The following is a 25,247-nucleotide window of genomic DNA, read 5'->3' as shown; positions in this document are numbered from 1 at the left end:
GGTCTGATGCGAAGAGTACGCACATCGCCCCGGCGTGTGGGACGGGCCGCCTCGAGCTGTGCAATAGCGATAGTGATGAAAGTAACACGAAAACGACGTTTTGGTCATTAAAAACATTTCAACATGCCTATGTTGCACGTAGGTTACTTCGAAGTGTCGATGTCGAATCGACAGGCAGATGGTCAATTCGGCCTGTTTTTCGGTCACAATCACATGCACTGACGGACATGGAATGCGGTCAGCATTGGAGGACCGATGTAACTGACTGAAGGAGCACCATGACCACCTATGACATTGCGCTGATCGGCTTCGGCGGCGTCAACAGGACGCTGGCCGAACTTGTCGCAACACGCGGTGACACACTTCGTTCCGAGCTGGGCTTCGGCCTGCGTGTCGTGGCCATCACCGACCTGCGCCTCGGCTCGCTGGTCCAGCCCGAGGGGATCGACCTCGGCATCGCACTCAACTTGGACGGTGGAAGCGAAACCTTCGCCGCCCATGGCGGGTCCGCGGACACCAATAACGAATCAGTTATCCGTGACTGCACCGCCGACATCATCTGCGAGGCCACGTTCACGAATCCCGACGACGGCGAGCCAGCAGTTTCGCACGTACGCTGGGCCCTCGAATCCGGCAAGAGCGTCTGCACGACGAACAAGGGCCCGGTTGCCCTCCGTGGCGCCGAACTGACCGCCCTGGCCGAACAGAACGGCGTGCACTTCGAGTTCGAGGGTGCCGTCATGAGCGGCACTCCCGTCATCCGCCTGGCCAAGAAAATGTTCGCGGGGCTGAAGCTGAACGGGTTCGAAGGCATCCTCAACGGCACCAGCAACTATGTGCTCGGGCGGATGGAATCCGGACTGGACTTCGAAGAGGCCATCAGCGAGGCACAGGAACGCGGCTACGCCGAAGCCAATCCCGCAGCAGACATCGAGGGATACGACGTTCAGCTCAAGGTACTTATCCTCGCCAACGAGCTGCTCGACGCAGGCATCGAACTAAAGGACGTTCAGCGGGAGGGGATTTCGACTGTGACGCCGGAGAATATCCAGAAGGCAACCCGCGAGGGACGCCGCTGGAAGCTCGTGGGTTCAGCGCGGCGGAACCCGGACGGGTCAGTGACCGCGGGCGTCTCCCCCGTAGCGCTCCCCCTCGGCCATGGGCTGGCTGGGGTTTCCGGCGCAACCAATGCCGTGTCCTTCGACACCGACCTTCTGGGCCCGGTAACCGTCTCCGGACCGGGAGCCGGCCGTGTGGAGACCGCCTACGCCCTGCTCTCTGACATCATCGCAATGCACGCAGCCAGGACGGAAGTAGCCGCAAATGTCTGAATCCACGCTGTGCTCGACGGAAACGGCGCTGCCGCAGTTCCGCGACGTGATGAGCCCCTACGACGGCAAAGTGGTCGGCGCGGTTTCGCTGACCGAGGCCACCGCCGGCAAAGCCGTGATCGAAACGGCCCGCGTCGGCGCCCGGAAGGCACGGGCACTGTCCCGCAACGCACGCGGGAAGATACTGGACGGCGCCGCAACCGAGATCGAGCAGCGCAACGAGGAATTCGCGCAAACGATTGTGTCCGAGGCCGGGAAAACGATCCGCCAGGCACGGAAGGAAGTACTGCGCGCGGTCAACACGCTCCGCCTCTCCGCTACCGAAGCGCGCCGGAACGCAGGCGAAGTCATACCCTTTGACTCCTACGAGGGCTCAGAGGACCGCACCGGCTGGTACTCCCGCGAACCACTGGGCATCATTGCCGCGATCACTCCTTTCAACGACCCCCTCAACCTGGTGGCACACAAGATCGGCCCGGCAATCGCCGGAGGAAACGCCGTGATCCTCAAACCCTCTGCACTCACTCCCCTATCAGCCCAGCTGCTCACGGACGCCCTCGTGAGCTCCGGGCTCCCTGCGGAGGCCCTCACAATTGTTCATGGCGACCGGGAAGTGACCGAAAAAATCATTCGGTCCCGGGACGTACGAATGGTGTCCTTCACCGGGGGGTTCTCCACTGGGGAGAGTATCGCCCGCACCGCAGGCCTGAAGAAGCTCTCCATGGATCTTGGCGGCAATGCACCCGTGATCGTCCTCGACGACGCCCACATCGAGAACGCCGTGGAATCCTGCGTCTCCGGAGCGTTTTGGGCCGCCGGCCAGAACTGCGTGGGGGTGCAGCGGATCCTGATAGCCGCCCCAGTGTACGGCGCGTTCCGCCAGCGCTTCCTGGCGGCAACGGCGCGGTTGGTTACCGGAGATCCAATGGATGAACAGACGGATGTCGGACCCATGATCAGCCAAGCTGCCTTGCATGAACTCCAGTCCAAGCTGGACGAGGCCCTCGACGCCGGCGCTGCCCTGCTCTCAGGCAATGTCACCGACGGCAATGTGCTTCAGCCGACCGTCCTGGAAGCCGTCCCGGCGGACAGCCGGCTATGGGAGGAGGAGGTGTTTGGGCCCGTGGTCATGCTTCGCAAATTCAACACCTTCGAGGAGGCCATCGACGTCGCCAATGCCATCGACTTCAGTCTTCATGCCGGCATATTCACCGACTCCCTGGCCAAGGCCATGGACGCAGCCCGCCAGCTCGAAGCAGGTGGCGTCATGATCAACGATTCCTCTGACTACCGGTTCGACGGCATGCCATTCGGCGGGGCTAAGTACGGGAGCATGGGCAGGGAGGGCGTCCATTTCGCGTATGAGGAAATGACCCAGCCCAAAGTCATCTGCATCAAGAACTGATCGAACTGGAGGGGCGCGGCCGAGGGCCTGCGCCCCTCCAGTTCCTCCGAGCAGCCGGCACAAAACTGCGCACCACCCAAACTTCCACACGGAGGACAGAAAACCATGGCCACCCGCATCGAGACGGATTCGCTCGGGAGCGTTCCTTTTCCGGCCACAGCCTATTGGGGAGCACACACCGCCCGGGCCTTGGAAAACTTCACCATCAGCGGGATACCTGTCTCCCGCCACCGCCGAACCCGGGTATCAGGAACTCGTACTTCGGGCGCTGTCGGAACTGTCCGGCGTCCCAGTCAGCAGTGGCCAAGGAAGCCCTCCAGGACGGATCAACCATTCTGGACATCGTCACCAGAAAGAACCTCTTGGATCGGGACGCAGCTCGGTCACTGCTGGACTCCGCCGTGCTGCCTGTCAGAAATCCAAACATGACCGGAGTCTGATCACTTTCACTCCGTGGCGCGGGCACCTCCGGCGCCCCGCCGGATGAAACTGGAAAGCGTCATGGCCGTCACCGTGTCCGTGACTCCGGGAATAGCAGCGATCTGCTCCCAGATCTCCTGAACCCTCTCCAGCGACCGGGCCTCGACCCTCACCAGAAGATCAAAGTCACCGCTCACGACATCGCACAGAACCACCTCGGGAATCGACCGCAACACGGAGATGACGTCCGCCCCCCGCACCCGGTCCCTCCTGTAAACCATCAGGAAGGCGGACACCGGGCCCTGGCCCGGAGGGCCGGCAACAATCGTGTACCCCTGGATATACCCTTGCCGTTCCATCCGCTCGATCCGCTGGCGCACAGCGTTCCTCGAAAGGAGGACTTTGGTCGCCAGCTCTGCATGGCTCATGCGAGCGTTCTTCGTAAGCTCCGCAAGAATCCTCTGATCAATCTGATCAAGACTCACTCGATCCATGCCTGCCCTTCACAGCAATAATCCCCCGGACCCAACCGGAACGGAAACAACTTCAAGACCGAAAGCCTCGAAAAAATGACACTTCATCAAGCCCGGCCGTCTCTCACTGGCATTAGCTGCATCTTGTTCGACATGGACGGCACGCTCCTGGATTCAGCACCGGGCGTTACAACAAGTGCTGCACAGGCATTGGCAGCTGTAGGCGCGCCGGTCCCCAGCATGGACATACTGCGCCGATTCGTTGGTCCACCCATGATCGAGTCCTTCAGAACAGTCTCACAACTGGACGAAAAGACGGCCCAAAAGGCCCTCCAACATTATCGCAAAGCGTACGCCGATCATGGCGCCGAACAGTCCAGCCCCTACGACGGGATCATCGATCTACTCGAACGCCTACATTCGGCCGGCATTCCGATGGCCGTAGCCACATCCAAGGTTGAAGATCAAGCAATAAGACTGGCACGAATGTTCGGAATTGATTGCCACTTCATCACCGTATGCGGAGCGTCAGATAGCGAGGGAAGAGCGAGCAAGGCAGACGTCATCGCCGAATTGCTGCTTCGGCTCCATTCCACAGGCGTAGACATCTCCAGTCCCGCAATGGTCGGAGACCGAAGCTACGACGTCGCGGGAGCAGCTAAACACGGAATCCCCACAATATTCGCACTCTGGGGATACGGGGAGGCCGAGGAAGCCTCGCAGGCCGCCGCCGTTGCTGCCTCCCCTGCGGCCCTTCTGCCACTGATCCTGGAGAACCGCCGGCGGTCCGCCGCGCAGCATCCCTCGTGCGATGAGTCCACGAATGCGACCAGCAGTCATTCACATTCCACTGTTTGACGAGCCGTCGAAGCCGGCGATTAGGGTTCGCACGCATTCCTCCCCGACTGTGGAGCTCCCGCACTGGCTGGGAGAGCGAAATCGTGCCTTAAATGGTGCCGGAGACTCTCAGGGATGGACGAACTCGCGGTGCTAATCGTGATGGTTGTATTCGAACCGTTCGATGACAATGCTGCCGCTGGTTGCCGCTAGTCCGACAACGCGGCCGGTGAACCCGCCAGCGACCTCTGTGGACAGATACCGGCCGTCCATCCGCGCGAGCGTCGTCAGCTCGCCGTGCTCTCGAAAGCCCAATGTGACTTCGTCCGGCCCAGTATTTATGCCCGGTTGGCCCGCCAAGGGTGAGTCGTTGCATGCGATTTCCAGCTGAAATGGTCCAGGGGCTGGGTCGATTTCCGCTGTCGCCACCACCTGCTGATGGGGTCCGATCTGGGCCACGACCCGGATTTGGCGTTCGGAGGCTTCGATGCCGTACCAATGGAAGTCGTCCATCCTCAGGAGGAACCTGACCGCCTCGTCACCCGAGAGAAGAACCGACGCGCGTGCACCCCAAACGTGTCCGAGGACCCTGGCTGCCAAGATGGGAACGCTGCCCGTCTGGCTCTGCCCGATAAGGAGACCTTCGGGGGTTTCGGCTGTAAACGAAGCGGGGTCCTGGCCGGGTGAAATCCACCGCGGGTGAAGGCTGTCTGAAGAGAAATCGTCAATAAACGAAGACCCGACGACGGGAACATGATAACGGTCCTCATCGAACCGCGGCCAACCCTGGTCCCAGGAGATACCCGCAACATAAGTTTCTCGACCCAGGACGTGAAAGCCAGGAACAACGCCTCGGGGACGCACACCGAGATGACCGGTGTGATGGCTGCGGGAGATGCTACTTGCCGAACCTGCTCGACTGCAATGTCAACCAATGGGGCTCCGTCCGTTGCTGGCATTGACTACCCGGTCTGCGGGAGTAGAGGAATTTCAACCCTAGGATGTCCCGCCTTGCAGTCCCACCTGGACTTTCACTGGTTGGAACACCTTCCCTGCCACAGCCGGGGACGCCACGTCATTCAGCGCTGCCGCTGCATGGTCCAGAGCGTTGCACTAATTGGCCACGATGCCTTCAAGGGGATCGACGGTACGTGCCCGGCTGCCTTTCGATCACATGGAAACGCCCCGGACCAGCGTGGTCCGGGGCTTGCGTGGGCGTCTGCTAGCGTTCGATGCAGACGGTGAGATCCAAATAAATATCGTTATCAGCGACAAAGCGAACCTGGAGGTAGCGGGCGAGGCTCGCGTCCGTAGCGGTGTGAACGCTTTGAGCGATCGCTCCCCGCAGCAGCGCCTGGGTGTCGGTGGATTTGACGACATCCAGCGGCGCCCACCCGCGATGACCGCCGGTAGGACGTTCTATGTCCATGCGGAAGGAGCGCTTGTGGTCGTCGCGGACAGTAGCGCGCATGGTGAACGGGATAAAGGGAGTGGGCAATGAGGTCCTTTCACGAGGCAGCCGGTTGTCGACGCCCCGGTTGGAACAAGACCGCCGCAGCCCCCCGCTATTCCCCCGAAGCAGCCAAGGAGTCCAGCATCACGGCGCCGGGATGGCGCCTCCGCTATCGGCCATGGGCCACTCTGCAGGGCGGGAGCTGATAGCGGAGATTATGACGAGCGGCCACTCAGAAGAGGCTACGACGGCAGGTTACGTGAACACTATCGATGAGCCTCGTCGGGCACTTGTGTCCCAGGCAGGGAATAATGCCGGGGCGCCGTGAAGCCGGCGGCTCGGTTTCTGGCCGCTTACTCGCGGCCGGGCGCCGAGACGGTCGCGGGTGTGTGCTCGATGACGACTGTTTGGGACTTTATGGAGGTCGCCTGGATGACGACGCCGGCGGCGCTCATCGGTGGTGCCTTGGGCTCGGGATTCGAGTCAAAGGACGACATTCTTCGGGCGGCGTACGGCCAACGGGAACGTCATCGTCGCCAGTCGGTCGATGAAGGCGAATAATCCGGCCTGTGCCGGAGGCGGCCCCGTCGCGAAACCCTCGTCCGCAAAACATGTTCTTCCTGGACGTGAGCAAGACCATTGACTGTGCCGCGCTCGTTCACGGTAGGACGCTGGGGGTCATTAGGACTTCCAAGGGGGATTTCGGGCACAGCCCGTGAAGAGCACGTCGGCGAAGAGCACGCCGGTGCTGGCCTGCGCGTGCGGCATTGATAATTGCCTGCGTCCATCGCAGGAGAAGAGGCAATAACTGCGAGCCTATCGTCGGACTCTAAGGACGAACCGGACGCGATCAGCGACGCTGTCCGGCGGGCCGATGCGACTGCAGTCAGTGTCCTGCGACAGGCAGGTCGGGACATAGGTGACACCCTCCTAGCGAACATCCACCTCCTTCGACCTGAGGTCATCACTGTCAGAACCCGGTGGCCGGGTGCCACTGACTTGCTGCTGGCCAGCTTGAAGGAAGCAGTGAACGTCGGCGGCGCACTCGCTGTGACAGAGAATCCGGTCTTGGCGAGTTCTAGGAACAGGTCTCCCGCTACCGGGATCGCACTTCGAGCCATGGACGGCGGGCGGTGGAACCAGTGGACCGCTTGCTGTCGGCTCGCCCCTAGCCTCAGCGGACAACAGATTTGTCGGCCAGCACCGCGCAAGTCTACCGACCGTCAGCGGGCGCACCTGCTGACCGGCCACGGGCAGAATCTATTGGCGATCGACGACCCGTACAACACGATCGCTCTCTCTGTTGCAGCGACGCGGCACATTGAATCTCGGATTAGCCAGAAGGTCCCAAGCCCATGGAAAACATATCTCGCGACAACCTCGTTGCCAGCGGTCCCGACGGGTCACCGCAGGACCAGATCAGACGCTACAGTGTTCCGGCCGGGTTGAGCCCCGAAGAAAAGCGTCATGGGTTGTCCTTGGGTTGGGGCGACTGCGGTGTCGGAATCGTATGAGCGTCGGAGGAGGAGGCAGGGCGGCGTTTCCGCCACCCTGCCTCCTCCTTATGGGCTCTCTTCCCACGCCCGACTATCGGGCTGCCTGTTGCGATGGAGTGCGGGAAGAGCGCCCATCTGTGCCGGACATTGGACCGGCAGCCGGTGGTGATGGTCCGCTCGGGAGACCCGTTTTGGTCCCGAACATCAGGGCAAATCTCCCGGGGAGCTTTCGCCGTCAAGAGCCGGCTCTCCCTCAGTCCCGGTCACTGCGACGAGCGTCGGAGCGAGTGAAGCCTGCGCTGGCCCGCCCGGGTTTTGAGGAGAAGTGCAGTGGATCCGTGCCCTACGCCAGGACGCCCGCCCGCCGCCCAAAGACGCACCCGGCAGCAAGTCCGGTGCCCCCCGGGTAGTTGACGCTGAATAGTCCGCCGAGCATTTCACCTGCCACGAACAGGCCTTCGATGTGCTTGCCGTCTGCGTCCAGGACGCGGCCGTGGGTGTCGGACTTGATGCCACCGAAGGTGAACGTGATTCCGCAGGTGACGCCGTAGGCGTAGAAGGGTCCGGTTTCGATCGGGGCGGCCCAGTTGCTCTTGACCGGTTCGGTTGCGGCCTTCCGGCCATCCTTAACGTTGGGGTCGAACGGGGTGGAGCGCTCGATCGAGCTGTTGAAGTCCGTCACGGTTTTGGACAAGCTTTCCGGGTCTATGCCGATTTTGACGGCCAGGTCCTCGAGGGTGTCGGCGACCTCAACAGAGATGCCGGGCATCTCGTATTCTTCGCTGCGCAGCATGGGCCGAAGGCCGGCGTCGAAGATCTGGTACGCAACCGAGCCGGGCTGCTTGAGGATTTCCTTGCCGTACTTGGCGTAGGTGTAGTTCCGGAAGTCGGCACCCTCGTCCAGGAAACGCTTGCCGTCGGTGTTGACGATGATTCCAAACGGGTAGCTTTGCCGGGTGAGGCGGTTGGTGAGTTCGCGGTTGCTTTCGTTAGTGGCGGTAAAGGCATCCCACTGGACGCTGTGGCAGCTGCCCCAGTCTCCGCCCTTGGTGGCGCCGATCTCCAACGCTGCGGCGATCATGTCGCCGGTGTTGTAGGGAGTGCCGCGTACCTTGGCGTTTTCCCAGCCTTCGCCCAAGTACTCCCGCCGCCGCTTCGGGTCCGCCTCGAAGCCTCCGGCGGCGAGGATCACGGATTCTGCCCTCAGGCGCAGCTCCCCTTCAGCGGTGTTGACGACGACGCCGGCTACACGGCCGTTCTCAACGATGAGGCTTTGGGCCGCGTGGCCGTACCTGACTTCGATGCCCAGCTCTGCAGCGACCCGGGTGTGGTCTTCGATCAGGCCTTCGCCGCCACCCACGTTTCCCACGTGCAGGCCACCCCAGAAGAGGTAGGACCCGTCGGCACGCTCGAAGGCCTGACGCTCGTACATCAGGCGGTACTTCAGGCCCAGGCTATTGAGCCACCGAAGGGTGGACTGGCTCTCGGCAATGAGGACTTCCGTCAGTGCCGGGTCGTTCCGGCCCTCAGTGACCTTTTCCAGGTCAGACGCGTATTCCTCAGCACTGTAGGGCGGAACGACGGTCCGGCTGTGCCGTTCGTCCGGTTCCACGAGCCCTTGGAGATCATCCAGGCCGTTGTGGACGATGCGTGTGGCGCCGGCGGTGTAGAAGCTGTTGCCGCCGGCCATGTCTTTGGTGCCCTTTTCGAGCAGGATGACTATTCGCCCGCGGACGGCAGCGGCATGGGCCGCCGTGAATCCGGCATTTCCGCCGCCGACGACGATCACGTCAGCCTCGGTGAGGTTTCCCGCTGCAGGTTCGTTCTGATCAGCCATTGTTCTCTGTCTCCTTCATGTTGAATTCTTAAGTATTCGACTGTATACACAGTCTGGCAGGGGTGATTTGGGGGTAGAGGCGGCCCGGGGGTGTTAGCGGTGGGCCGGTACGGGGGCTGCTTCTGCCGCTGTCACGGGGAGCGGTTCCTGGGCGGCGAGGCGGTTTTGGCGGCGCTCCAGGGCCACGGCGAGGGCGCCGAGGGCGATGTTGACGACCAGGAATCCCAGGGCGGCAACAAACTGGGCCTGCAGCAGGGACCGGGTGTAGTACTGGCCGATGACGGTGGCGGACCTCAGCAGTTCCATGTAGCCGCCGAGCACAAAGGCCAGTGCTGTTCCCTTGAAGAGGATGATGAGCTGACTCACGAGGGCAGGACTCATGGACCGCAGGGCCTGCGGGAGCAGGACCAGGCGCAGCGTCCCGACGTGGGAGAAACCCAGTGCGAGGGAGGCCTCGGCCTGACCGGGCGGCAGCGCGAGGATCCCGGAGCGCAGCAGGTCACCGATGACGGCCCCGCTGTACAGGGTCAACGCGATGACCAGGAACCAGAAGTCCCCGAGTTTGAGGCCGTAGTTGGGCAGCACCAGAGACGTGAAGTACAGCAGCAGGAGCAGGGGGATGCTGCTGAAGACGTCCGTGTAGACCCGGCAGGTCCGGCGCAGGGGTGCGTGTGTGGAGACGAGTCCGAAGGCCAGGAGGCATCCGGTGATCATGGACAGCACCATGCCGACGGCTGCGGCTGCAATGTTGTTCCACAGTCCCTGGCCGAGAAGCGCCCAGAGTCCGGGCTCGGCGAACGGGGCCCACGCGGCGGCGCTCAGCTCGCCTTTGTCGTAGAGGACGCGGAAGACCAGATAGGCGCCGGCGATCACGATGAGGGCGGTGAGGATTTCCAGGAGCAGGTGGCGGCGTTTGGCGCGCGGACCGGCCGGGTCAAAAAGCGATACGGTACTCATCGGCTGAATGCCACCTTCTGGTCGACTGCGGATACGAGCCGGCCGATGACCAGCCCGATGGCGAGGTAGCAGAGGGCGGCCCCGCCGAAGATAATGAACGGTTGTGCCTCATCCACCGCGATCTTGTCCGAAAGGAACGTCAGTTCGGATACCCCTACCAGGGCAGCGACCGAGGTGTTCTTGACCATGGTGATGAAGACGTTGCCAAGCGGTCTGGTCACCGTGGCGAAGGCCTGCGGGAGGACGATGTGATTCAGTGAGGCCATCGGCCCGAAGCCCAGGGCGCGTCCGGCTTCCAGCTCGCCGCGGTCCACGGTGTTCAGGCCCGCGCGCAGGGTTTCGGCTACGAACGGCGCGGTGTAGAGCACCAGGACGATGGCGGCCGAGGCGTAGAGCGAGTACTGGATGCCCAGGACCGGGAGTCCGAAGACAAACAGCACCATCTGCACGGGAAGCGGCACGTTCCGGAAAATCAGCACGTAGGCCGAGGAAACAGCCCGGGCCGTTCTGATGGGGCTGGTCCGCAGTGCGGCGAGCAGTGTCCCCAGGAGCACCGAACCGGCGGCACCCAGGAGAACGAGTCCCAGAGTCACCAGCACGCCCTGGCCGAAATCGCCGAGGTGATTGAGAAGGAATGACATCAGCGGATCCCTACAGCGTTACTTTGGGCGGGGTAACGTCGCCGGGCTTGACCTGGCCGATCGTGGCGTCGTAGGCCTTCTTCCAGTCCCCGTCCGCGATGGCCTTGGACAGGAGCTGATCGAGGTAGTCATGAAATGCTGCATCGTCCTTGGCCACGCCGATGGCAAATTCCTCGGCATCGGCCAAATGGCCGTCCGCGATGCGGTAGGCATCCGGATTCTGGGACTGGACACCGAGCAGGATTGCCTCGGTCGTGGTCACCGCGTCGACCCTCTTATCCTTCAGTGCCTGCGCGCATTCACTGTAGGTGCTGAACAGGACCACGTTGGCCGCGGGCACGGCCGCACCGATGAGCTGGGCCGCGCGGGCGCCGGTGGTGGAACACACGGTCTTTCCCTGGAGGTCCTCGGGTTTGTTCACTGAGCTGTCGTCCTTGCGTACCAGCAGGGCCACGTTGCTCTCAAGGTAGGGTCCGGCGAAACTGACGACTTTCTTCCGTTCGTCCGTCACTGCGTAGGAGGCGATCACGGCGTCGACCTTGTTCTGCTGCAGGAACGCCTCACGGTTTTTGGTGACCGCCTCAACGAACTCGACATTCTCTGCACTGCCGGTGAGGTCCTTGGCCAGGATTCTGGCCATCTCAATGTCCAGGCCTTCCATCTTGCCGGTGACCGGATTCTTCACGCCAAAGAGCGGCTGGTCGAATTTGACCCCGACGATCACTTTGCCGCGTTTCTGGATCTTGTCCATCGTGCTGTTGGCCGGGAAGCTCCGGGCCGGTTGGGTCTCGGCGGCCGGGGTGCTGCCGCCGCAGGCTGTGGTGCCCAAGACCAATGCGCCGGCGATGGCCAGGGCCGGCAGGAAGTGCTGGCGTTTCATGGTGACTCCTTAGGGTGGGTGCGTCGTTGCACAGGTGCTGTTAATGGACCGAGGAGAGGAAGGCTTTGGCCCGGTCGGAGGAAGGGGAGGTGAAAAACGTTTCAGGGTCGGCAATTTCCACGATGGCTCCGGAGGCCATGAACACGATCCGGTCCGCGAAGGCCCGCGCGAACGACATCTCGTGGGTCACGACGATCATCGTCGTGCCGCTCTGCGCGAGGCTCCGCATGGTCGCCAGAACCTCGCGGGTGGATTCCGGATCGAGCGCCGACGTCGGTTCATCAAAGAGCAGGACCTTGGGATCCATGGCCAGTGCGCGGGCGATGGCCGCGCGCTGCTTCTGGCCTCCGGAGAGCTGGGCAGGCCTGCTGTGTGCCTTGTCGGCGATGCCGACCATGGCGAGCAGTTCGTGGGCCCGCGTCTCTGCCGCCTGTTTGTCCAGGCCGAGAATTTTCCGTGGGGCGAGGGTGATGTTCTCCAGGATGGTCTTGTGGGAGAAGAGGTTGAAGGACTGAAAGACCATCCCCACCTCGTTACGGAACTTGTACAGATCCCTGCCCTCCACCGGCTGTTCGTGGCCGTCGATGAGAATGTGGCCCTCGTCGATGGCTTCGAGCCGGTTGATGCACCGGCACAGCGTCGATTTGCCCGACCCTGACGGGCCCAGGATGACCACCTCGCCACGGCGCACCGACAAATCAATGCCGGTCAGGGCCTGCATGCTGCCAAAGCGCTTGCCGACTCCGCGGAACTCAACGACGGTGTCCGTCTCCGTGATGGCTGTCATGATCTATCTCCTTTGATGGAATACGACTGTATACAGTGAAGTACAGTGTGGCATGGTGACCGCAATCACGGCAAGTCATTACGAGTCTTCGATGGGTGCGAACGCTTCGCCACCACCGCGGCAGTTACCAACGGCAGCGGTCTGCGCAACCGTGGCAGCACCGGGCTGATGCCCGGGAGAAGGCAGAAAAGCTGGCGCTTCGGGGCCCGGAGTGCTAGCCGGAGAGCCCGGCAGTGATCTTAGTGGGAGGCCGATTTCCGCAGCAGGTCGAGCCTGATCCGACGGGCTGTCTCCATGTGCTCGCGTGCGGTGTTCCGCGCAGCAGTTTCGTCGCCGGCGGTGATGGCCGCGACCAGCTTCGAATGCTCGGCCAGGGCCTCGTCCCAACGCTCTCCCACCGACAGAGTCGAGTGCGGCGTGCGGATCAAGTGGGTGGACAGCCGCTGCAGGAGATCCTGGAGGACGGGATTGTGCGCAGCCGCCCAGACAGCAGCGTGGAACTCCAGGTTCGTCGACGCCCGGGTGTTGTCATCCGGCTCCGAAAGTGCGCGGTCACGTTCCACCAGGCCTTCGAGCTGCATAATGTCAGTGATGTCGTGGGACAGGGCCGCCTGCCCGGCCGCCTCCTGTTCCAAAAGAATCCGCACGTCATAGACCTGGATGACTTCCTGGGGTGTTGCCTGATGGACCTGCAGTCCACGGGCGCCGCGATCCAGAAGACGGTCGTGCTGGAGGCGGCGAAGAGCCTCGCGCACCGGCGTGCGGGAGACACCAAACCGTTCCCCCAAGGTAACTTCCCGCAAGGGAGTGGCCGGAGCAATTGCACCGGCCAGGATTTCAGAGCGCAGCTGGGCGTAGATCGAATCCCCGTCGTGCCGCATCGTTTCAGAACCAGGTGACACAACTTTCCTTCCACAGTGGCGACTCGGAAGGGAGGCTTACGCCCCCACTCGGTCCCGCCAGTTCGCAGACCCGAAGCCATCGCCCGGACACCCATAGTATTCCAGTGGATACGCGAGTGTCCAAGATGTGATGTCCTTTCCATCCGGACGGTGCATGAATCGGAGTTGTTCGGCCGCCGCGGCCTAGTTCTTCATCAGCAACTTTTCGCCATCCGGACGGAGCTCGCCCGTCGGTGATACGTGCCGGTAAAGGGCCTGGCGGGTGATGCCGAGTTCGGTGCCGAGATCGCCGACTTTGGTTCCGGGCTTGCCCATGGAAGCCATGGCGAGCCTGAGTTTGGCCGGGGTCATTTTGTAGGGGCGGCCTCCGTTGCGGCCGCGGGCGCGGGCGGAGGCGAGACCGGCGAGGTGGCTGAAATGATCAACTCGGTGGTCCATGCCGGCACGCGCTTGCTCGAATCCGGGCAGACGCTGGAACAGGTCCACTCCCACCTGCGGCTCTTGTTGGGAACTTTCGCCACCGAACACCAAACGGCGGAGGCTGCTGCTGGTACACCCCAGCCTGACGATCGCGCCCCTATGTCTTGACGTTCTTCTGGGGCGGGCCCAGAACTCAACCTGACAGGACGCGGGTTGGAGGCGCCGGTGACTGGACAGCGGATCGGGTACGTGCGCGTGAGCACGCAGGACCAGAACGAGAAACGCCAGCTCGAAGGCCAGATACTGGACCGGGTCTACACCGCGACAAGGCCTCCGGCAGGGACGCCGCCAGGCCACAGCTCGCCGATCTCCTGCGCTTCGCCCGCGATGGGGAAATGCTGGATCGGGCCACGGGCACGGTGGTGAATTGCACTCCCCATCACTAGGTGCCGCGCTCTCCTGCTTCCCCGGTATTCTCGATCGGGCAGATCGTTCCACTGCTGTCCATCCTGAAGGACGTCCTCTACAGCTGGATGAAGCCAGCCCTTCGGGAGGACGTGTCACGGGAACTGGCGGCCAGTGAGCCATCAGGCGGGCTAACTGGCGCCACTGGTACTGACTGTGTCTGTAGTCTCAGTGCGTGGGGCGCGCTTCCCGGCGACCGTTTGCGTCGGCAGCAAGCTTCGGGTTCAACGCTTCTTGCCCCCAACACCCGGCACGGACGCGACTTGTTTCATCCATGCCGCGATTTGGCGTTCGTCGATGTCGTCCATGGATTCGAGCTCCACACCCCGCGTCGACTTGCCCATCCCCACCGGTGTCACCGGCGGTACGGGATCGAGCGCCACACCATTGATGAACATGAGCTTGACGTGGCCGGCAAAGCCGCCGCAGCTGAAGCACCACCCGTCGCCGACGCCGTAGTACGACATGCCCCACTTCACGGAGCGCCGGAGGTCGGGCAGCGTTTTTGCCGCCAGGGCATCGACCGTTTCGGCGATGCCCCGCTGCGGCTGTGGCAGGCTGGCGATATATGCGAAGACCGGCTTGTCGCCGACCGCCGCTTTCGCGGGGCTTGCCCTGCCGGTCATGGCTTCCGGCAGCGTGATGGCTGCGTCGGCATGTGCCGCTGTGCGCGTGGCCGGCGTTTGGGTTTCCCTCTTACCGATCTCCCTGCTGGTCATGGAGAGAATTATTCCTTACGCATCGCGGGCAGGAGCTGGAGAGTATCTCCGATCCAGACGACCACCCACCAAGCCTCGAGGTCCAGTCATGTCGGAAACCGATACAAGGTGATGAACACGTATGACGCAAGAACCCAACCCGGAGCGGAAGAACAGTCCGGGTTCCACACCCCTGGATTCTGTCGGAGTTACACCCCCGTCTGGACGCCGATGGATCTTCCGGCTGGGTGATCGACGGGTCCGCCAAGATTCGCCAGGACTTTCGAAGTACTGCCGCCAAGTCCTGTCATCTGGCACGCATAACTGAATGAACTGGTGTCGGCAGAAATGGCAGGAAGGGAGCCGAGATGCAGGGTGAACAGCCGCCCGTGGACGGCGTGTGGACAATGTACACACCACCTTTGGCCGGACAAACAGCCACCAGCTTCTCCCCCGGGCCCCAGGAACCAGCGAATCGGGGCCAAAGAATCTGGAAAGAATTTCGCGCAGGTCATGTCGTCACCACAACCCCACGGCATGAATAGGCACAAGACCAACCACGCCCACCAGAACACGAGAAGGGAGACCCGAATGACGCCACATCCGAGCAAGCGGAGGGCCTACAGCCAGGGCACCTGAACCCGCCACCCACACAACTTCACAAGCCACCGCGGCGGCCAGGCAACAGGCCGCACCAAGCGTGAGAGGGACCCAGCCAGGGTGAATGTCCACACGTTAAAGCAAAACCCCCTCTGACGAGGGGGAATGCTGTGCCCGAGGTGGGACTCGAACCGCATACCAACCCCTGCAAACACTGGACTCCCCCGGAAACATGCGGAGTCCAGCCCAATCCGGCCTACATACGACCCGATCCCAAGCCCAAAGTGTGTATTTTGTACACACCCCCAATAGCCGTGATTAGGTCAGGCTGGCACCCAGAGGGGACTGGCTCTCGGGGCCGTTTCTGACGAATCTCGCAACGCGCCTGAACCCCACGCATGTCCATTTTATGAGATAGACATCTCAACATGTGAATTTCGTCTTAGACTCCGTCCCATGAGCAATAGGGATTCGATCTTTCAGCCTTTTGTCGACTGGACCTGGTGCGTCGGCAACTGGGGACGATTCGTTCTGGTGGATACCCGCTGGTATCTGGACGGGTCCTCGGGAAAGGACGCTTACGTCGCTGGCCATATCCCCGATGCCGTCTTCATCGACCTGGACGAGTCGCTTTCCGGGCCAGCTTCGAAAGAAGCCGGGAGGAACCCCCTGCCCGATCCCGGAGTGTTTGCCCAAGGGATGCGGGAAGCCGGAATTAGTGACGCTGACACCGTGATCGCCTATGACGACGCAGGTGGAGTCATCGCGGCCCGACTTGTCTGGATGCTCCGATCGACGGGCCGCAGCGCCGCGATCCTGGACGGAGGCATCGCCAGCTACCCGGGAGAACTCGCTACGGAGGCCCCGCAAAGACAGGAAGGAGACTTCTCGGCCCAATCTTGGCCCAGCACCCTGCTTGCAGATATCTCGGACGCGTCTTCTGATCAATACGAGGTCGTGGACGCGAGGAATCGTGACCGCTTCGAGGGGCACCAAGACCCTGTCGACCCCCGCCCGGGCCACATACCCGGCGCGGTCAATGTCCCCTGCCGCGAGAACCTCGACTCCTCAGGAAGGTTGATCCCGGAAGTGCAGCTACGCGAGAATTTCGCGCGCGCCGGCATCGTCTCCGCGGAGAACATCATTGCCTATTGCGGATCGGGAGTGACTGCCTGCCACAATCTGTTGGTTCTGGAGCAACTGGGAGTTGGGAAAGGCAGACTGTTCGTCGGCGGCTGGTCCCAGTATGGACACGCCACCGATAGGCCTGTCGAAACTACCTAGCCGGGCATCGTCCCTCACGTATGGCTTTCTCCACTACGGTTCTTGTGAAGCCGTTCAGTCGGTGTTGCGACGTTCGTCAGAAACCGCAGCCCACGAAGTGGTTCAGATTTTCCACCGGCACCGCCAGAAAGCCAACGGCGCCTGCCCACAATGACGTGCTACGGTTCCCCAGCCAACGGCAGGAAACGATAGCGGCCGTTACGTAAAGTAAGTATCCGGTCTGGTCAGTACAGCAGCGGAATTTGCGGCGTGAAGTACGTGCGGGCGTATCCCTATCTTGTCCAGTTTGTCGGCGGCGGCGGTGAGCCGGTCCCGTTGCATGTCTAATGACGGATGTGCTGGGTCATCGGCGTGCGAGAGGTGCGTGAATAGTCCGTACAGCCGGAGTTCCCCCCGTTCGACGGGGCAGCACTCGGGCTGGAACGTCAACATGTCTACTCCGTGGCCAGATCGTTCGTCCCTACCCGACGCCCAGCAGAGGCGCTCGAAGTCGGAAACGTCGTGGCGTGGCTGCCCTCTGACCAAACCTCCTATGTCAATGCAGCCGTGATACCGGTCGACGGCGGAATGATTGCCGTCGATCCAGGGTCGCTGGCCCTTGGTCCGCGAATACGGATTTCCGGCGCTCAGCCTGCTGTGATGCAGCAACGAAAGTGAGCCTCTCCGCAGAAGGATTCCCGTCCCATCTGACGCTGCCCCGGTGCCCGGAAATGCCGTCCTGGCCTTTCAGATCGCCGGCCCGGCCATGCCCGTAAAACCGAAGAACTGCCCGACTCCCGGTGGTTAATGGAAGCTCCCAAATAAGGGAGGAACCGCCGTCGACATCGGCGCTGGCCCCGGCGTAGGCTGGCAGCATCGGCGCATGTGCCCGGTGACTCTGCGTCGATACCTCAATCGATGAAGGAGGACCAATGAGTGCCGTACGTGAATTCATGTCTACGGATGCACAGTGTATTAAGGAGAACCAGTCCCTCGTAGATGCCGCACGGATGATGCTGGATCTGGACTGCGGATCGTTGCCCATCTGTGGTGACGACGGCAAGTTGAAGGGCATGATCACTGACCGGGACATCGTGCTCAAGTGCGTTGCCGTGGGCCGTGATCCACGCGAGATGATGGCCCGCGACCTCGCCACCGGTGCGCCCCACTGGATTGACGCCGATTCGAACGTTGACGCCGCCATCGAAATGATGGAGAAGTACCAGGTCCGGCGGCTCCCGGTCATTGCTGACCACAAGTTGGTCGGCATCATCAGCCAGGGTGACATCGCGCGCAACTACTCTGAGGAGCGTGTGGGCGAACTGGTGGAGCACATTTCGGAACGCAAACGAATGCAGTCGAGCAGTTCATAAAGGCAAGCAATTCATCGGCAAACAAGCGCCACGGAGTACACTCCGTGGCGCGATTTTGTGCCCGCATGGCCTTGTGTCAATGGCCAGTAGGTTCTGCCCGCGGGCGGCCAGTTGATGTGCCCGGTGGCGGCCCGTAGAGCTGCCCGGTGATGGCCAGCAGATCTGCCCACTGGTTGGTTTCGGCGGGGTTGGCCATCACGTTGTGCACACCCAGCTCGCCGACCCAGCCGGCGAGTAGGCGCTCGATGTGTTTCTGCCACAGCCCGAGTCTATGGTTGTGCCGAGTCGGAAAGTCGCTGATGTCCAACTGGGTCCCGCCGAATGCCGCGACCTGCGCTTTTTGCCCCTCCGCAAGGAACYGATCGGCGATGCCACGCTGATCGAGGATCTCGCTGGTGTGCGAGTGCAGTCCACCCGCGCGCGAACCGGTGAGGCCCTGGTTCGGACGCCGCTCGACGACGGCGACGTCGACCTTTGCCAAAGCCAACTCGCCCGCCAACATCAGTCCCGTCGGACCGCCGCCGGCGATCTTTACCGCATGGTCGTTCATTCGCTACCCCCATGTCCGCAGGTCCTGTACCCGTCGGCTGCACCGAGGTGCTTCACGACATAGGAGAACTGGTCATCACGGAGTGCGTCCGGGTTCCAGTCCGTGATCGAGAGCAACCGCTGCGTCCGGTACGGGATCGCCTGGCCGGCCTGCTCCAAGAGCGTCCAGGAGTTCTTCCGTTCCTCGGCCGAGAGCAGGCCTTTCAGGTATGCCACAGCGTTTTCCCGGGGCTCTGCCCGGGGAACCGGCCGCCGATCAGCTCCCGGATCTCCTGAAGCCCGTCCGCCCACTCCTGCACTTCAGCCACACAAATATCATCGCTCACCGCCAAGAATTAACACCGCAGCCGATGAAAGTCCGTCTAATCCCCCGGAATTAGTGCCTCCCCCGCCTGCCGCGGGGATGCCGGTCGCCGGCTCAGTGGCCGGTGCGCATCCGGTCACGTGCGCAATTCACAACGGCGGACAAGTCGATCCCGTAGGTCGGCCCGTCGCCGGAACCGTACTCCTCGAGTCGGGCCGCACCGCGCTCGAGGAGCCGGAGCGCACCAGTGCTGTTCCCCCGGGCGGCGTGGGTGAGCCCGACGCAGATCTGGGCGAGACCTTGCCACAGGTTGCGTTCTTCGGCCGGCCCGGCTTTCCAGCGGGCCTCGAGTACCTCATGGGCGGCGAAGGGCCGGCCGGCTTCCACCAGACTCCGGGCCGAAACCAACGTCTGCGCCGGCGGCAGCGGTTCCTCCGAGACCGGCTCGACGCCAGCGCTTCCGTACGGCAGCGGCCGGCCAAGAGCGTCACGTGGCCGGGCCTGCCGCGGGCGCCTTGCAGAATCCCGATCCCTGTCACCCGTCATTGCCGTCTCCGTCCTGAGCGTGCCCGGAGGCTACCGACCTTCATACGCCCAATCCTAGGACCCGGCCCTTCGAACATCCGTTCCGCCGCAAAGGATGCCGTCGGGACGGCGGCCGCGAGAGAAGAAATGATCACCGCTGGTCGCGTGCGCTGTGCGCCGGCGGGAACGGCTCCATTGTGGGAAGGCACCCATATGGTTGGCCGCGCCACCCGGTCCGTCACTTCGGCAGCGTCGAGGTCCTTCTCAAGGCAATCGAACGCGCCGACCCCGGCGACGTCCCGGTCGTCGTCAACGGCGGTCGGCAGGACGAAGCTTGCGTAGGAGACCTGGCAACACTTGAAGTAAGCCGCGCAATCTGGCATGCCGACCCGCCAAGGTAGGTCAACTGGATCGTTTCACGGCGCTCGATTGGTGCCTGGGCCGATCGGGTGAGGGCGTCCTCATCAGATGAACAGGAACTTGGGAGAGCGCACACCATGAGCAACGAATGAACAGCCCTGGAGGTTGCAGTGGACGTCCGGTTCACCCTGGCCGGCGCACCCCTGACCGTCCGGCATGACGGCCAGGGGCTGGAAACCTGCGAGTGGCTCCCGACGCCTCACTGGCCCCACGGCGCGCTGGCGTTGCTGTTGCCACGGCATTTTCCGAAGAGGATCCTCAATGTCAAAGGACTCCACGGTGTGCGTCAAGACCGAAGCCATGACCATTGTCAGCACCGTAGACACGATCCCAGCGGTGAAGGGTTTGATTATGGCCGCCGGCACGCTCGAAATAGGGCGGACTGCTTTCGGGAGACAGGCATGGGCGAATGCGTTTGCCGAGCTGTCGGCCGCAGACCGTGGCGTGCGGTTGGAACCCGATGATCTCGAATTGCTCGCCACGTCAGCCTACTTGATAGGCAGGGACGACGTCGGTGAACAGGTCCTGGCACGCGCGCACCGAGAACGATTGCGCCGTGCGGATCGCTCCGGCGCAGCCCGGTGCGCGGTTTGGCTCGCAATACATCTCGTGCTGGGCGGCGAGAACGCCCGGGCCGGGGCCTGGCTCGCGCGCGCCCGTCGATTGCTTGACGACGTCGGACATGACTGTGCCGAGCAGGGATACGTCCTAGTGTTGGCCGGACTCGAAAGCCTGGCGGAGGGCAACGTACCGACTGCGCGCGCCACGTTCAGCCTTGCCGCTGATTCAGGCGACCGCTTCAGTGACCCCGATCTGATGGCGCTGGCCCGGCTCGGGCTCGCGCAGTCCCTGGTAGGTGCGGGTGAAACGACCCGGGCCGTAGAGTTGCTGGACGAAATTATCGTCCCTGTCACTGCCGGCGAAGTGTCCCCAGTCGCTGCCGGAATCGTATATTGCGCCGTGATCGAGGCGTGTTTTGACGTGTTCGACCTGCCTCGGGCGCAGGACTGGACGGCGGCTCTCAGCCGCTGGTGCGCGGCCCAACCGGATTTGGTCCCGTACAGAGGGCAGTGCCAGGTGCACCGGGCCCAGATCCTGCAACTCCATGGTGCCTGGACGGATGCCGTGATGGCGGTACAGGCCGCCTGCAGGCGGCTGGCCGACCCGCCGGACCACCCCGCACTCGGCGCAGCGTACTACCAACAGGGCGAACTGCATCGCCTGTGCGGCGAATATGCAAAGGCCGAGGCGGCCTACTTGCATGCCAGCCGATGGGTGCGGGACCCGCAGCCAGGACTCGCGCTGCTTCGGCTTGTCCAAGGGCAAATCGAGGCGGCTGCCGCGGCCATTCGCCGGTCCGTTAGCGAAGCAGGGAACAGTGTGGACCGCGCCAAGCTGCTCGGCCCTTGCGTCGAGATCATGCTCGCGGCAGGGGATGTTCACGCCGCCCGGGCAGCGACCGACGAACTTCAGCGGATCGCGGAGGAATTTGGTGGGCCGTGGCTAGGCGCGCAGGCGGCGCAGGCATCCGGAGCCGTACTCGTCGCAGAGGGGCATTCGCAGACTGCAATGGCGGCGTTGCGCCGCGCCTGGACGGACTGGCAGGAACTCGATGCACCATATGAAGCGGCCCGTGTCCGGGTCCTAATGGGACTGGCATGCAGCGGCCTCGGAGACGAACACTCGGCGGAAATGGAGTTCGACGCCGCCCGGTGGGTGTTTCAAGAGCTGGGCGCCCTGCCGGATGTGGCCAGGATAGACACGTTGCATCCAGGAGTTGGGCACGGGAGCGAAATCCCGCTGACGGTCCGCGAGAGGGAGGTGCTGCGCCTGGTCGCGAGCGGGCAAACGAACCGGGCGATTGCTGCCGACTTGTTCCTGAGCGAGCGGACAGTGGCACGCCACGTCAGCAACATTTTCACCAAGCTGGACCTATCATCACGCTCGCAAGCTACTGCCTTCGCCTACGAACATGGACTCATTCAGGGCGGTAAGCCCATGGCCTGAACTACCGGGTGCGGAATTGGGCAATTCTACCGATGCGCCGCGTGTCCACCGTTGCCTAATCTCGATTGCAGAAGCAGCAGCGACACACAAACCTGAATGGAGCGGACCAATGTCAAGGCACCTGGAGGAACGGAAGTCCAACGGCGGGCGCACCGGGATCGCCGGGCACGACGGCGGTGCGGTTCACCTGACGGACGATCAATTGGAAAGACTGGCCTCCGGCATTGGACGGCCGCTCCTGCGGCCCGGCGATGACGGCTGGGCCGCAGCGGTCGTGCTGTGGAACGCCGATGTGGCCAAGGCCCCAGCGCTGGTGGTCCAGGCTGCGTCTGCACAGGACGTCGCGGCTGCCGTCTCCTTCGCCCGCGACAACCGCCTGCTGCTCAGCATCAAGGGCGGCGGCCACAACATCGCCGGAACAGCCGTGGCCGAAGGTGGATTGATGCTCGACATGTCCGCAATGAACACAGTCAGCGTCGATCCGGAAGCCCGGCTCGCACGGGTCGGTCCGGGATGCCTGCTGCAGGACGTGGACCGGGCCACACAGGAATACGGGTTGGCGACCGTGCTTGGCTTCATCTCCGAAGTTGGCGTCGCAGGACTGGCCCTCGGTGGCGGCCTCGGCTATCTGACCCGCCGATTCGGCTGGACGGTCGACAATTTGGAGGAGGTCGAAATCGTGACCGCTGACGGTCAGATCCGCACCGCCAACCGCGCCGAAAACGCCGACCTGTTTTGGGGGGTGCGCGGAGCCGGGGCCAACCTCGGAGTCGTCACCCGGTTCACGTTCCGGCTGCACAACGTCGGCCCTACCGTGTTCGGGGCTTCATCGCCTGGCCGTCCGAGCGGACAGATGAGATCCTCCGCGCCTACCGGACAATGACGGGCGACGCGCCCCGGGAGCTTGCCGTGTGGCTGCTCCTCATCCAGGCGCCGCCGGAGCCGTTCATCCCGCTGGAGTGGCAGGGCAGGAAGATCTGTGCAATGACCGCCTGCTACACCGGTGAGCTTGATCGCGTCGACGAGGTGCTCGCGCCGATCCGCGCGCTCGGCAAACCCATCGTGGACCTGCTTAGCGAGCAGCCTTACACCCAGATCCAGTCCTACCTCGACGACGGTGAGCCCAAGGGCCTGCACTATTACTGGAAGACCGAGTACGCCGCCGAACTCAGCGACGAGCTCCTCGCGACCGTCGTGGACCAGTTCGCCGAGTGTCCGATCCCGAGCGCGGAGCTGGGATTCCTCCACCTAGGCGGAGCGCTCAACGAACACGCCGAGGACGACGGCGCGGTCGGGAACCGGAACGCGCAGTATGTGCTCGGCGTCAACGGCATGTGGGAGCCAAACGAGCCCCGGGCGGACGCGTACCGCCAGTGGATCCGCGACGCCTGGCAGCGGCAGCGCCCCTTCGCGACCGGCCGCACCTACATCAACTTCCAGACCGCAGACGACAGCCAGGAGCGTGTCCGCGCGAGCTACGGCGCAAACTACGCGCGTCTCGTGGATATCAAACGCAGATATGACACCGGAAACCTGTTCCGGGTGAACCGCAACGTCGTACCCTCAGACATTCCGGAAAGCTGATGCCAGGCGGAGCGCTGGTCATGCGCGGCCATGTTCGAGTTCATCAGCAACCGGATTGATCTTGATCACCAGGGCCGGCCTCCGTGACACGTGGCGAGAGCACCTGAGGCCCGCCCCCATCGCGTCATTTTCGGAACTTCCTTGACGGGCTGTGTGACAAGTGCCATAGTCTTCGTATGGACCTGTTGGACAGCTGGACAGCTGCGCAAGATCGAGTCGTACGCGTTGGCGCGGCTGAAGCGGTTTTCGCATCCCTCCGCAGTGCTATCGAAGGCGGCAAGATCCCTGTCGGCACCCGCCTCGACTCGGAAGCATCGCTGGCCAAACAGTACGGTGTAAGCCGCACGATGGTCAGGGAGGCGCTGCGTTCCTGCACCGCATTGGGACTTACGGCCACCCACACGGGTAAGGGCACGTTCGTGATCGCTGACAAGGTGGCCCAGGACCTCAAACTCGGCAAATATTCGGCCAGCGCCCTCGTGGAGGCCCGCCCCCATGTGGAAGTGCCTGCCGCGGGCCTCGCCGCCCAACGCCGCAGCAGCGAAGACCTGGAGGCTCTTCGGGAAATCCTCCGGGAAATGTCCGAGGAAGACGATCTCCAGCAGTGGGTGCTTTTGAACACTGAGTTCCACGTGACCATCGCCCGGTGCAGCGGCAATGGCGTGTTCGAATCATTCCTGTCCGACATCTGTGACGCCATGGCTAACCAATCGAACACGCTTAACCTCGTGGCTGACCGGCGCAAGGAATCGGGTCAGGAGCACGCCCGTATTTTCGCTGCCATCGAGAGTGGATCAGCCGAGGAAGCATCCCTGGCCATGAGGATGCATTTGCACGGGGTTGAATGCGCCCTGGGCACCATCGTCCCCGGAAGCGGAAACTCCAGGGCCGGCCATACACGCTAGATCCTAAACCCCGGATTTCACTCACCATCCCCCCTGCCGCAATCGCCACAAGCCTGGCCCGTCCCCTGTGCCGTGGAACAACCATGCCCACCGTGCCGGCCGCGGCGTCACTCAGGCCTGCCCCGGCCCCAGATTATTACCGTCCAAACCCGTCAACGAAGCCCTGTGAGGACCACATGACCATCCCCCATACCGCCCCGGAAACCCGCTCCGAACACGACCTCCTGGGCGACCGGGATGTTCCCGCCGACGCCTACTGGGGCGTCCACACCCTCCGCGCGGTGGAGAACTTCCCCATTACCGGCCAGCCGCTGTCCTCCAACATGTACCTGGTCCGCGGGCTGGCCGCCGTGAAACTGGCCGCCGCACGCACCAACCACGAGCTCGGGCTCCTCGACGCCGAGCGTGCCGCCGCCATCGAAGAGGCCTGCGCCGACGTTCTGGACGGCAAGCTCAGCGAGCAGTTCGTGGTGGACGTCATCCAGGGCGGCGCCGGGACGTCCTCGAACATGAATGCCAACGAGGTGATCGCCAACCGGGCCCTGGAGATCCTCGGGCACCCGAAGGGCGACTACGCCCGGCTGCACCCCAACGACCACGTCAACCTCAGCCAGTCCACCAACGACGTCTACCCCACCGCGGTCAAGCTCGGCACGATCTTCGCGGCCCGGGAACTGCTGGAAGCCCTGGCGGAGCTGGAGGACGCGTTCGCCGC

27 protein-coding genes and 1 pseudogene are annotated in these 25,247 nt (G+C 63.1%); 13 read left to right on the top strand and 15 right to left on the bottom strand.

The annotated features are described in order from the left end of the window. The first annotated feature begins 278 nt into the window (after positions 1-278). Positions 279-1,331, top strand: coding sequence for a homoserine dehydrogenase (locus AC1DZQ_RS19730; RefSeq protein WP_229992272.1), 1,053 nt, complete (start codon positions 279-281; stop codon positions 1,329-1,331). After that, positions 1,324-2,736: an aldehyde dehydrogenase family protein gene (locus tag AC1DZQ_RS19725; protein ID WP_476965088.1), complete on the top strand. Its 1,413-nt coding sequence runs from the start codon at positions 1,324-1,326 to the stop codon at positions 2,734-2,736. The genes AC1DZQ_RS19730 and AC1DZQ_RS19725 overlap by 8 nt, the downstream gene beginning before the upstream one ends. 446 nt (positions 2,737-3,182) lie before the next feature. Here the strand turns inward: AC1DZQ_RS19725 and AC1DZQ_RS19720 are convergent, their stop codons facing one another. After that, on the bottom strand, positions 3,183-3,650 hold the full coding sequence (locus AC1DZQ_RS19720; RefSeq protein WP_476965087.1) for an Lrp/AsnC family transcriptional regulator: 468 nt from the start codon (positions 3,648-3,650) through the stop codon (positions 3,183-3,185). 75 nt (positions 3,651-3,725) lie between these two features. Between AC1DZQ_RS19720 and AC1DZQ_RS19715 the strand changes: the two genes are divergently transcribed. After that, positions 3,726-4,487 (top strand): HAD hydrolase-like protein, encoded by a 762-nt coding sequence (locus tag AC1DZQ_RS19715; RefSeq protein ID WP_476965086.1) that lies wholly within the window; start codon positions 3,726-3,728, stop codon positions 4,485-4,487. Positions 4,488-4,619: 132 nt separating this feature from the next. Here AC1DZQ_RS19715 and AC1DZQ_RS19710 read toward each other — a convergent pair whose 3' ends face one another. Further along, on the bottom strand, positions 4,620-5,330 hold the full coding sequence (locus AC1DZQ_RS19710; RefSeq protein ID WP_476965085.1) for a beta-xylosidase family glycoside hydrolase: 711 nt from the start codon (positions 5,328-5,330) through the stop codon (positions 4,620-4,622). Positions 5,331-5,688: 358 nt separating this feature from the next. Then, entirely contained in the window at positions 5,689-5,964 is a 276-nt protein-coding gene (locus AC1DZQ_RS19705) for a hypothetical protein (RefSeq protein ID WP_476965084.1), read from the bottom strand. Positions 5,965-6,243: 279 nt separating this feature from the next. Here AC1DZQ_RS19705 and AC1DZQ_RS19700 point away from each other — a divergent pair, with 279 nt between their 5' ends. After that, positions 6,244-6,480, top strand: a complete 237-nt coding sequence (locus AC1DZQ_RS19700; RefSeq protein WP_476965083.1) for a hypothetical protein — start codon at positions 6,244-6,246, stop codon at positions 6,478-6,480. Positions 6,481-7,758: 1,278 nt separating this feature from the next. Here the strand turns inward: AC1DZQ_RS19700 and tcuA are convergent. The 7 genes from tcuA to AC1DZQ_RS19665 form a co-directional block, all read right to left on the bottom strand. Then, entirely contained in the window at positions 7,759-9,252 is a 1,494-nt protein-coding gene (gene tcuA, locus AC1DZQ_RS19695) for an FAD-dependent tricarballylate dehydrogenase TcuA (protein WP_476965082.1), read from the bottom strand. Between the two features lie 93 nt (positions 9,253-9,345). Next, positions 9,346-10,209 (bottom strand): amino acid ABC transporter permease, encoded by an 864-nt coding sequence (locus AC1DZQ_RS19690; protein WP_476965081.1) that lies wholly within the window; start codon positions 10,207-10,209, stop codon positions 9,346-9,348. After that, positions 10,206-10,850, bottom strand: coding sequence for an amino acid ABC transporter permease (locus AC1DZQ_RS19685; RefSeq protein WP_476965080.1), 645 nt, complete (start codon positions 10,848-10,850; stop codon positions 10,206-10,208). The genes AC1DZQ_RS19690 and AC1DZQ_RS19685 overlap by 4 nt, the downstream gene beginning before the upstream one ends. A 10-nt stretch (positions 10,851-10,860) precedes the next feature. After that, positions 10,861-11,730, bottom strand: a complete 870-nt coding sequence (locus tag AC1DZQ_RS19680; RefSeq protein WP_476965079.1) for a glutamate ABC transporter substrate-binding protein — start codon at positions 11,728-11,730, stop codon at positions 10,861-10,863. Between the two features lie 40 nt (positions 11,731-11,770). Next, entirely contained in the window at positions 11,771-12,517 is a 747-nt protein-coding gene (locus tag AC1DZQ_RS19675; protein WP_476965078.1) for an amino acid ABC transporter ATP-binding protein, read from the bottom strand. Positions 12,518-12,756: 239 nt separating this feature from the next. Further along, positions 12,757-13,419 carry a GntR family transcriptional regulator gene (locus AC1DZQ_RS19670; RefSeq protein WP_243178471.1) on the bottom strand — a complete coding sequence of 221 codons (663 nt, stop codon included), beginning with the start codon at positions 13,417-13,419 and terminating at the stop codon, positions 12,757-12,759. 183 nt (positions 13,420-13,602) lie between these two features. Then, positions 13,603-13,857, bottom strand: a complete 255-nt coding sequence (locus tag AC1DZQ_RS19665) for a recombinase family protein (RefSeq protein ID WP_476965077.1) — start codon at positions 13,855-13,857, stop codon at positions 13,603-13,605. Between the two features lie 207 nt (positions 13,858-14,064). Between AC1DZQ_RS19665 and AC1DZQ_RS19660 the strand changes: the two are divergent. Further along, a pseudogene (locus AC1DZQ_RS19660) lies at positions 14,065-14,234 on the top strand (recombinase family protein); the annotation flags it as partial. Positions 14,235-14,528: 294 nt separating this feature from the next. Here the strand turns inward: AC1DZQ_RS19660 and AC1DZQ_RS19655 are convergent. Next, positions 14,529-15,023, bottom strand: coding sequence for a DUF1801 domain-containing protein (locus AC1DZQ_RS19655; RefSeq protein ID WP_476965076.1), 495 nt, complete (start codon positions 15,021-15,023; stop codon positions 14,529-14,531). A gap of 1,035 nt (positions 15,024-16,058) precedes the next feature. Between AC1DZQ_RS19655 and AC1DZQ_RS19650 the strand changes: the two genes are divergently transcribed. After that, on the top strand, positions 16,059-16,886 hold the full coding sequence (locus tag AC1DZQ_RS19650; RefSeq protein WP_476965075.1) for a sulfurtransferase: 828 nt from the start codon (positions 16,059-16,061) through the stop codon (positions 16,884-16,886). A gap of 198 nt (positions 16,887-17,084) precedes the next feature. On the opposite strand, the gene AC1DZQ_RS19645 is transcribed toward AC1DZQ_RS19650, so the two are convergent. After that, on the bottom strand, positions 17,085-17,318 hold the full coding sequence (locus AC1DZQ_RS19645) for an alanine racemase (protein WP_476965074.1): 234 nt from the start codon (positions 17,316-17,318) through the stop codon (positions 17,085-17,087). On the opposite strand from AC1DZQ_RS19645, the gene AC1DZQ_RS19640 reads away from it, so the two are divergent. Together AC1DZQ_RS19640 and AC1DZQ_RS19635 are read left to right on the top strand one after the other, a co-directional pair. Further along, entirely contained in the window at positions 17,304-17,543 is a 240-nt protein-coding gene (locus AC1DZQ_RS19640; protein WP_476965143.1) for an SDR family oxidoreductase, read from the top strand. The genes AC1DZQ_RS19645 and AC1DZQ_RS19640 overlap by 15 nt on opposite strands. A 254-nt stretch (positions 17,544-17,797) precedes the next feature. Then, positions 17,798-18,238: a CBS domain-containing protein gene (locus AC1DZQ_RS19635; RefSeq protein ID WP_476965073.1), complete on the top strand. Its 441-nt coding sequence runs from the start codon at positions 17,798-17,800 to the stop codon at positions 18,236-18,238. Between the two features lie 76 nt (positions 18,239-18,314). On the opposite strand, the gene AC1DZQ_RS19630 is transcribed toward AC1DZQ_RS19635, so the two are convergent. The 3 genes from AC1DZQ_RS19630 to AC1DZQ_RS19620 form a co-directional block, all read right to left on the bottom strand. Continuing rightward, entirely contained in the window at positions 18,315-18,788 is a 474-nt protein-coding gene (locus AC1DZQ_RS19630) for an FAD-dependent oxidoreductase (RefSeq protein ID WP_476965072.1), read from the bottom strand. Next, positions 18,785-19,003 (bottom strand): hypothetical protein, encoded by a 219-nt coding sequence (locus AC1DZQ_RS19625; RefSeq protein ID WP_476965071.1) that lies wholly within the window; start codon positions 19,001-19,003, stop codon positions 18,785-18,787. Before AC1DZQ_RS19625 ends, AC1DZQ_RS19630 begins: the two co-directional genes overlap by 4 nt. Before the next feature lie 202 nt (positions 19,004-19,205). Further along, positions 19,206-19,637, bottom strand: a complete 432-nt coding sequence (locus tag AC1DZQ_RS19620; RefSeq protein ID WP_476965070.1) for a DUF309 domain-containing protein — start codon at positions 19,635-19,637, stop codon at positions 19,206-19,208. A 660-nt stretch (positions 19,638-20,297) separates the two neighbouring features. On the opposite strand from AC1DZQ_RS19620, the gene AC1DZQ_RS19615 reads away from it, so the two are divergent. The 5 genes from AC1DZQ_RS19615 to AC1DZQ_RS19595 all read left to right on the top strand — a co-directional run. Continuing rightward, positions 20,298-22,043 carry a LuxR C-terminal-related transcriptional regulator gene (locus tag AC1DZQ_RS19615; RefSeq protein ID WP_476965069.1) on the top strand — a complete coding sequence of 582 codons (1,746 nt, stop codon included), beginning with the start codon at positions 20,298-20,300 and terminating at the stop codon, positions 22,041-22,043. Between the two features lie 109 nt (positions 22,044-22,152). Continuing rightward, complete coding sequence (locus tag AC1DZQ_RS19610) at positions 22,153-22,926, top strand: FAD-binding oxidoreductase (RefSeq protein ID WP_476965068.1); 774 nt, start codon at positions 22,153-22,155, stop codon at positions 22,924-22,926. Beyond that, positions 22,923-23,627, top strand: a complete 705-nt coding sequence (locus tag AC1DZQ_RS19605) for a BBE domain-containing protein (RefSeq protein ID WP_476965067.1) — start codon at positions 22,923-22,925, stop codon at positions 23,625-23,627. The genes AC1DZQ_RS19610 and AC1DZQ_RS19605 overlap by 4 nt, the downstream gene beginning before the upstream one ends. A 176-nt stretch (positions 23,628-23,803) precedes the next feature. Beyond that, positions 23,804-24,532, top strand: coding sequence for a FadR/GntR family transcriptional regulator (locus AC1DZQ_RS19600; RefSeq protein WP_476965066.1), 729 nt, complete (start codon positions 23,804-23,806; stop codon positions 24,530-24,532). A 176-nt stretch (positions 24,533-24,708) separates the two neighbouring features. Then, on the top strand, positions 24,709-25,247 hold a 539-nt coding region (locus AC1DZQ_RS19595; RefSeq protein ID WP_476965065.1), incomplete at its 3' end, for a lyase family protein.

This window comes from Arthrobacter sp. P1_C12_2 (genome assembly GCF_056406415.1).
Note: the sequence above shows the minus strand (reverse complement) of the source record. Positions and strands in the feature narration are given on the sequence as shown.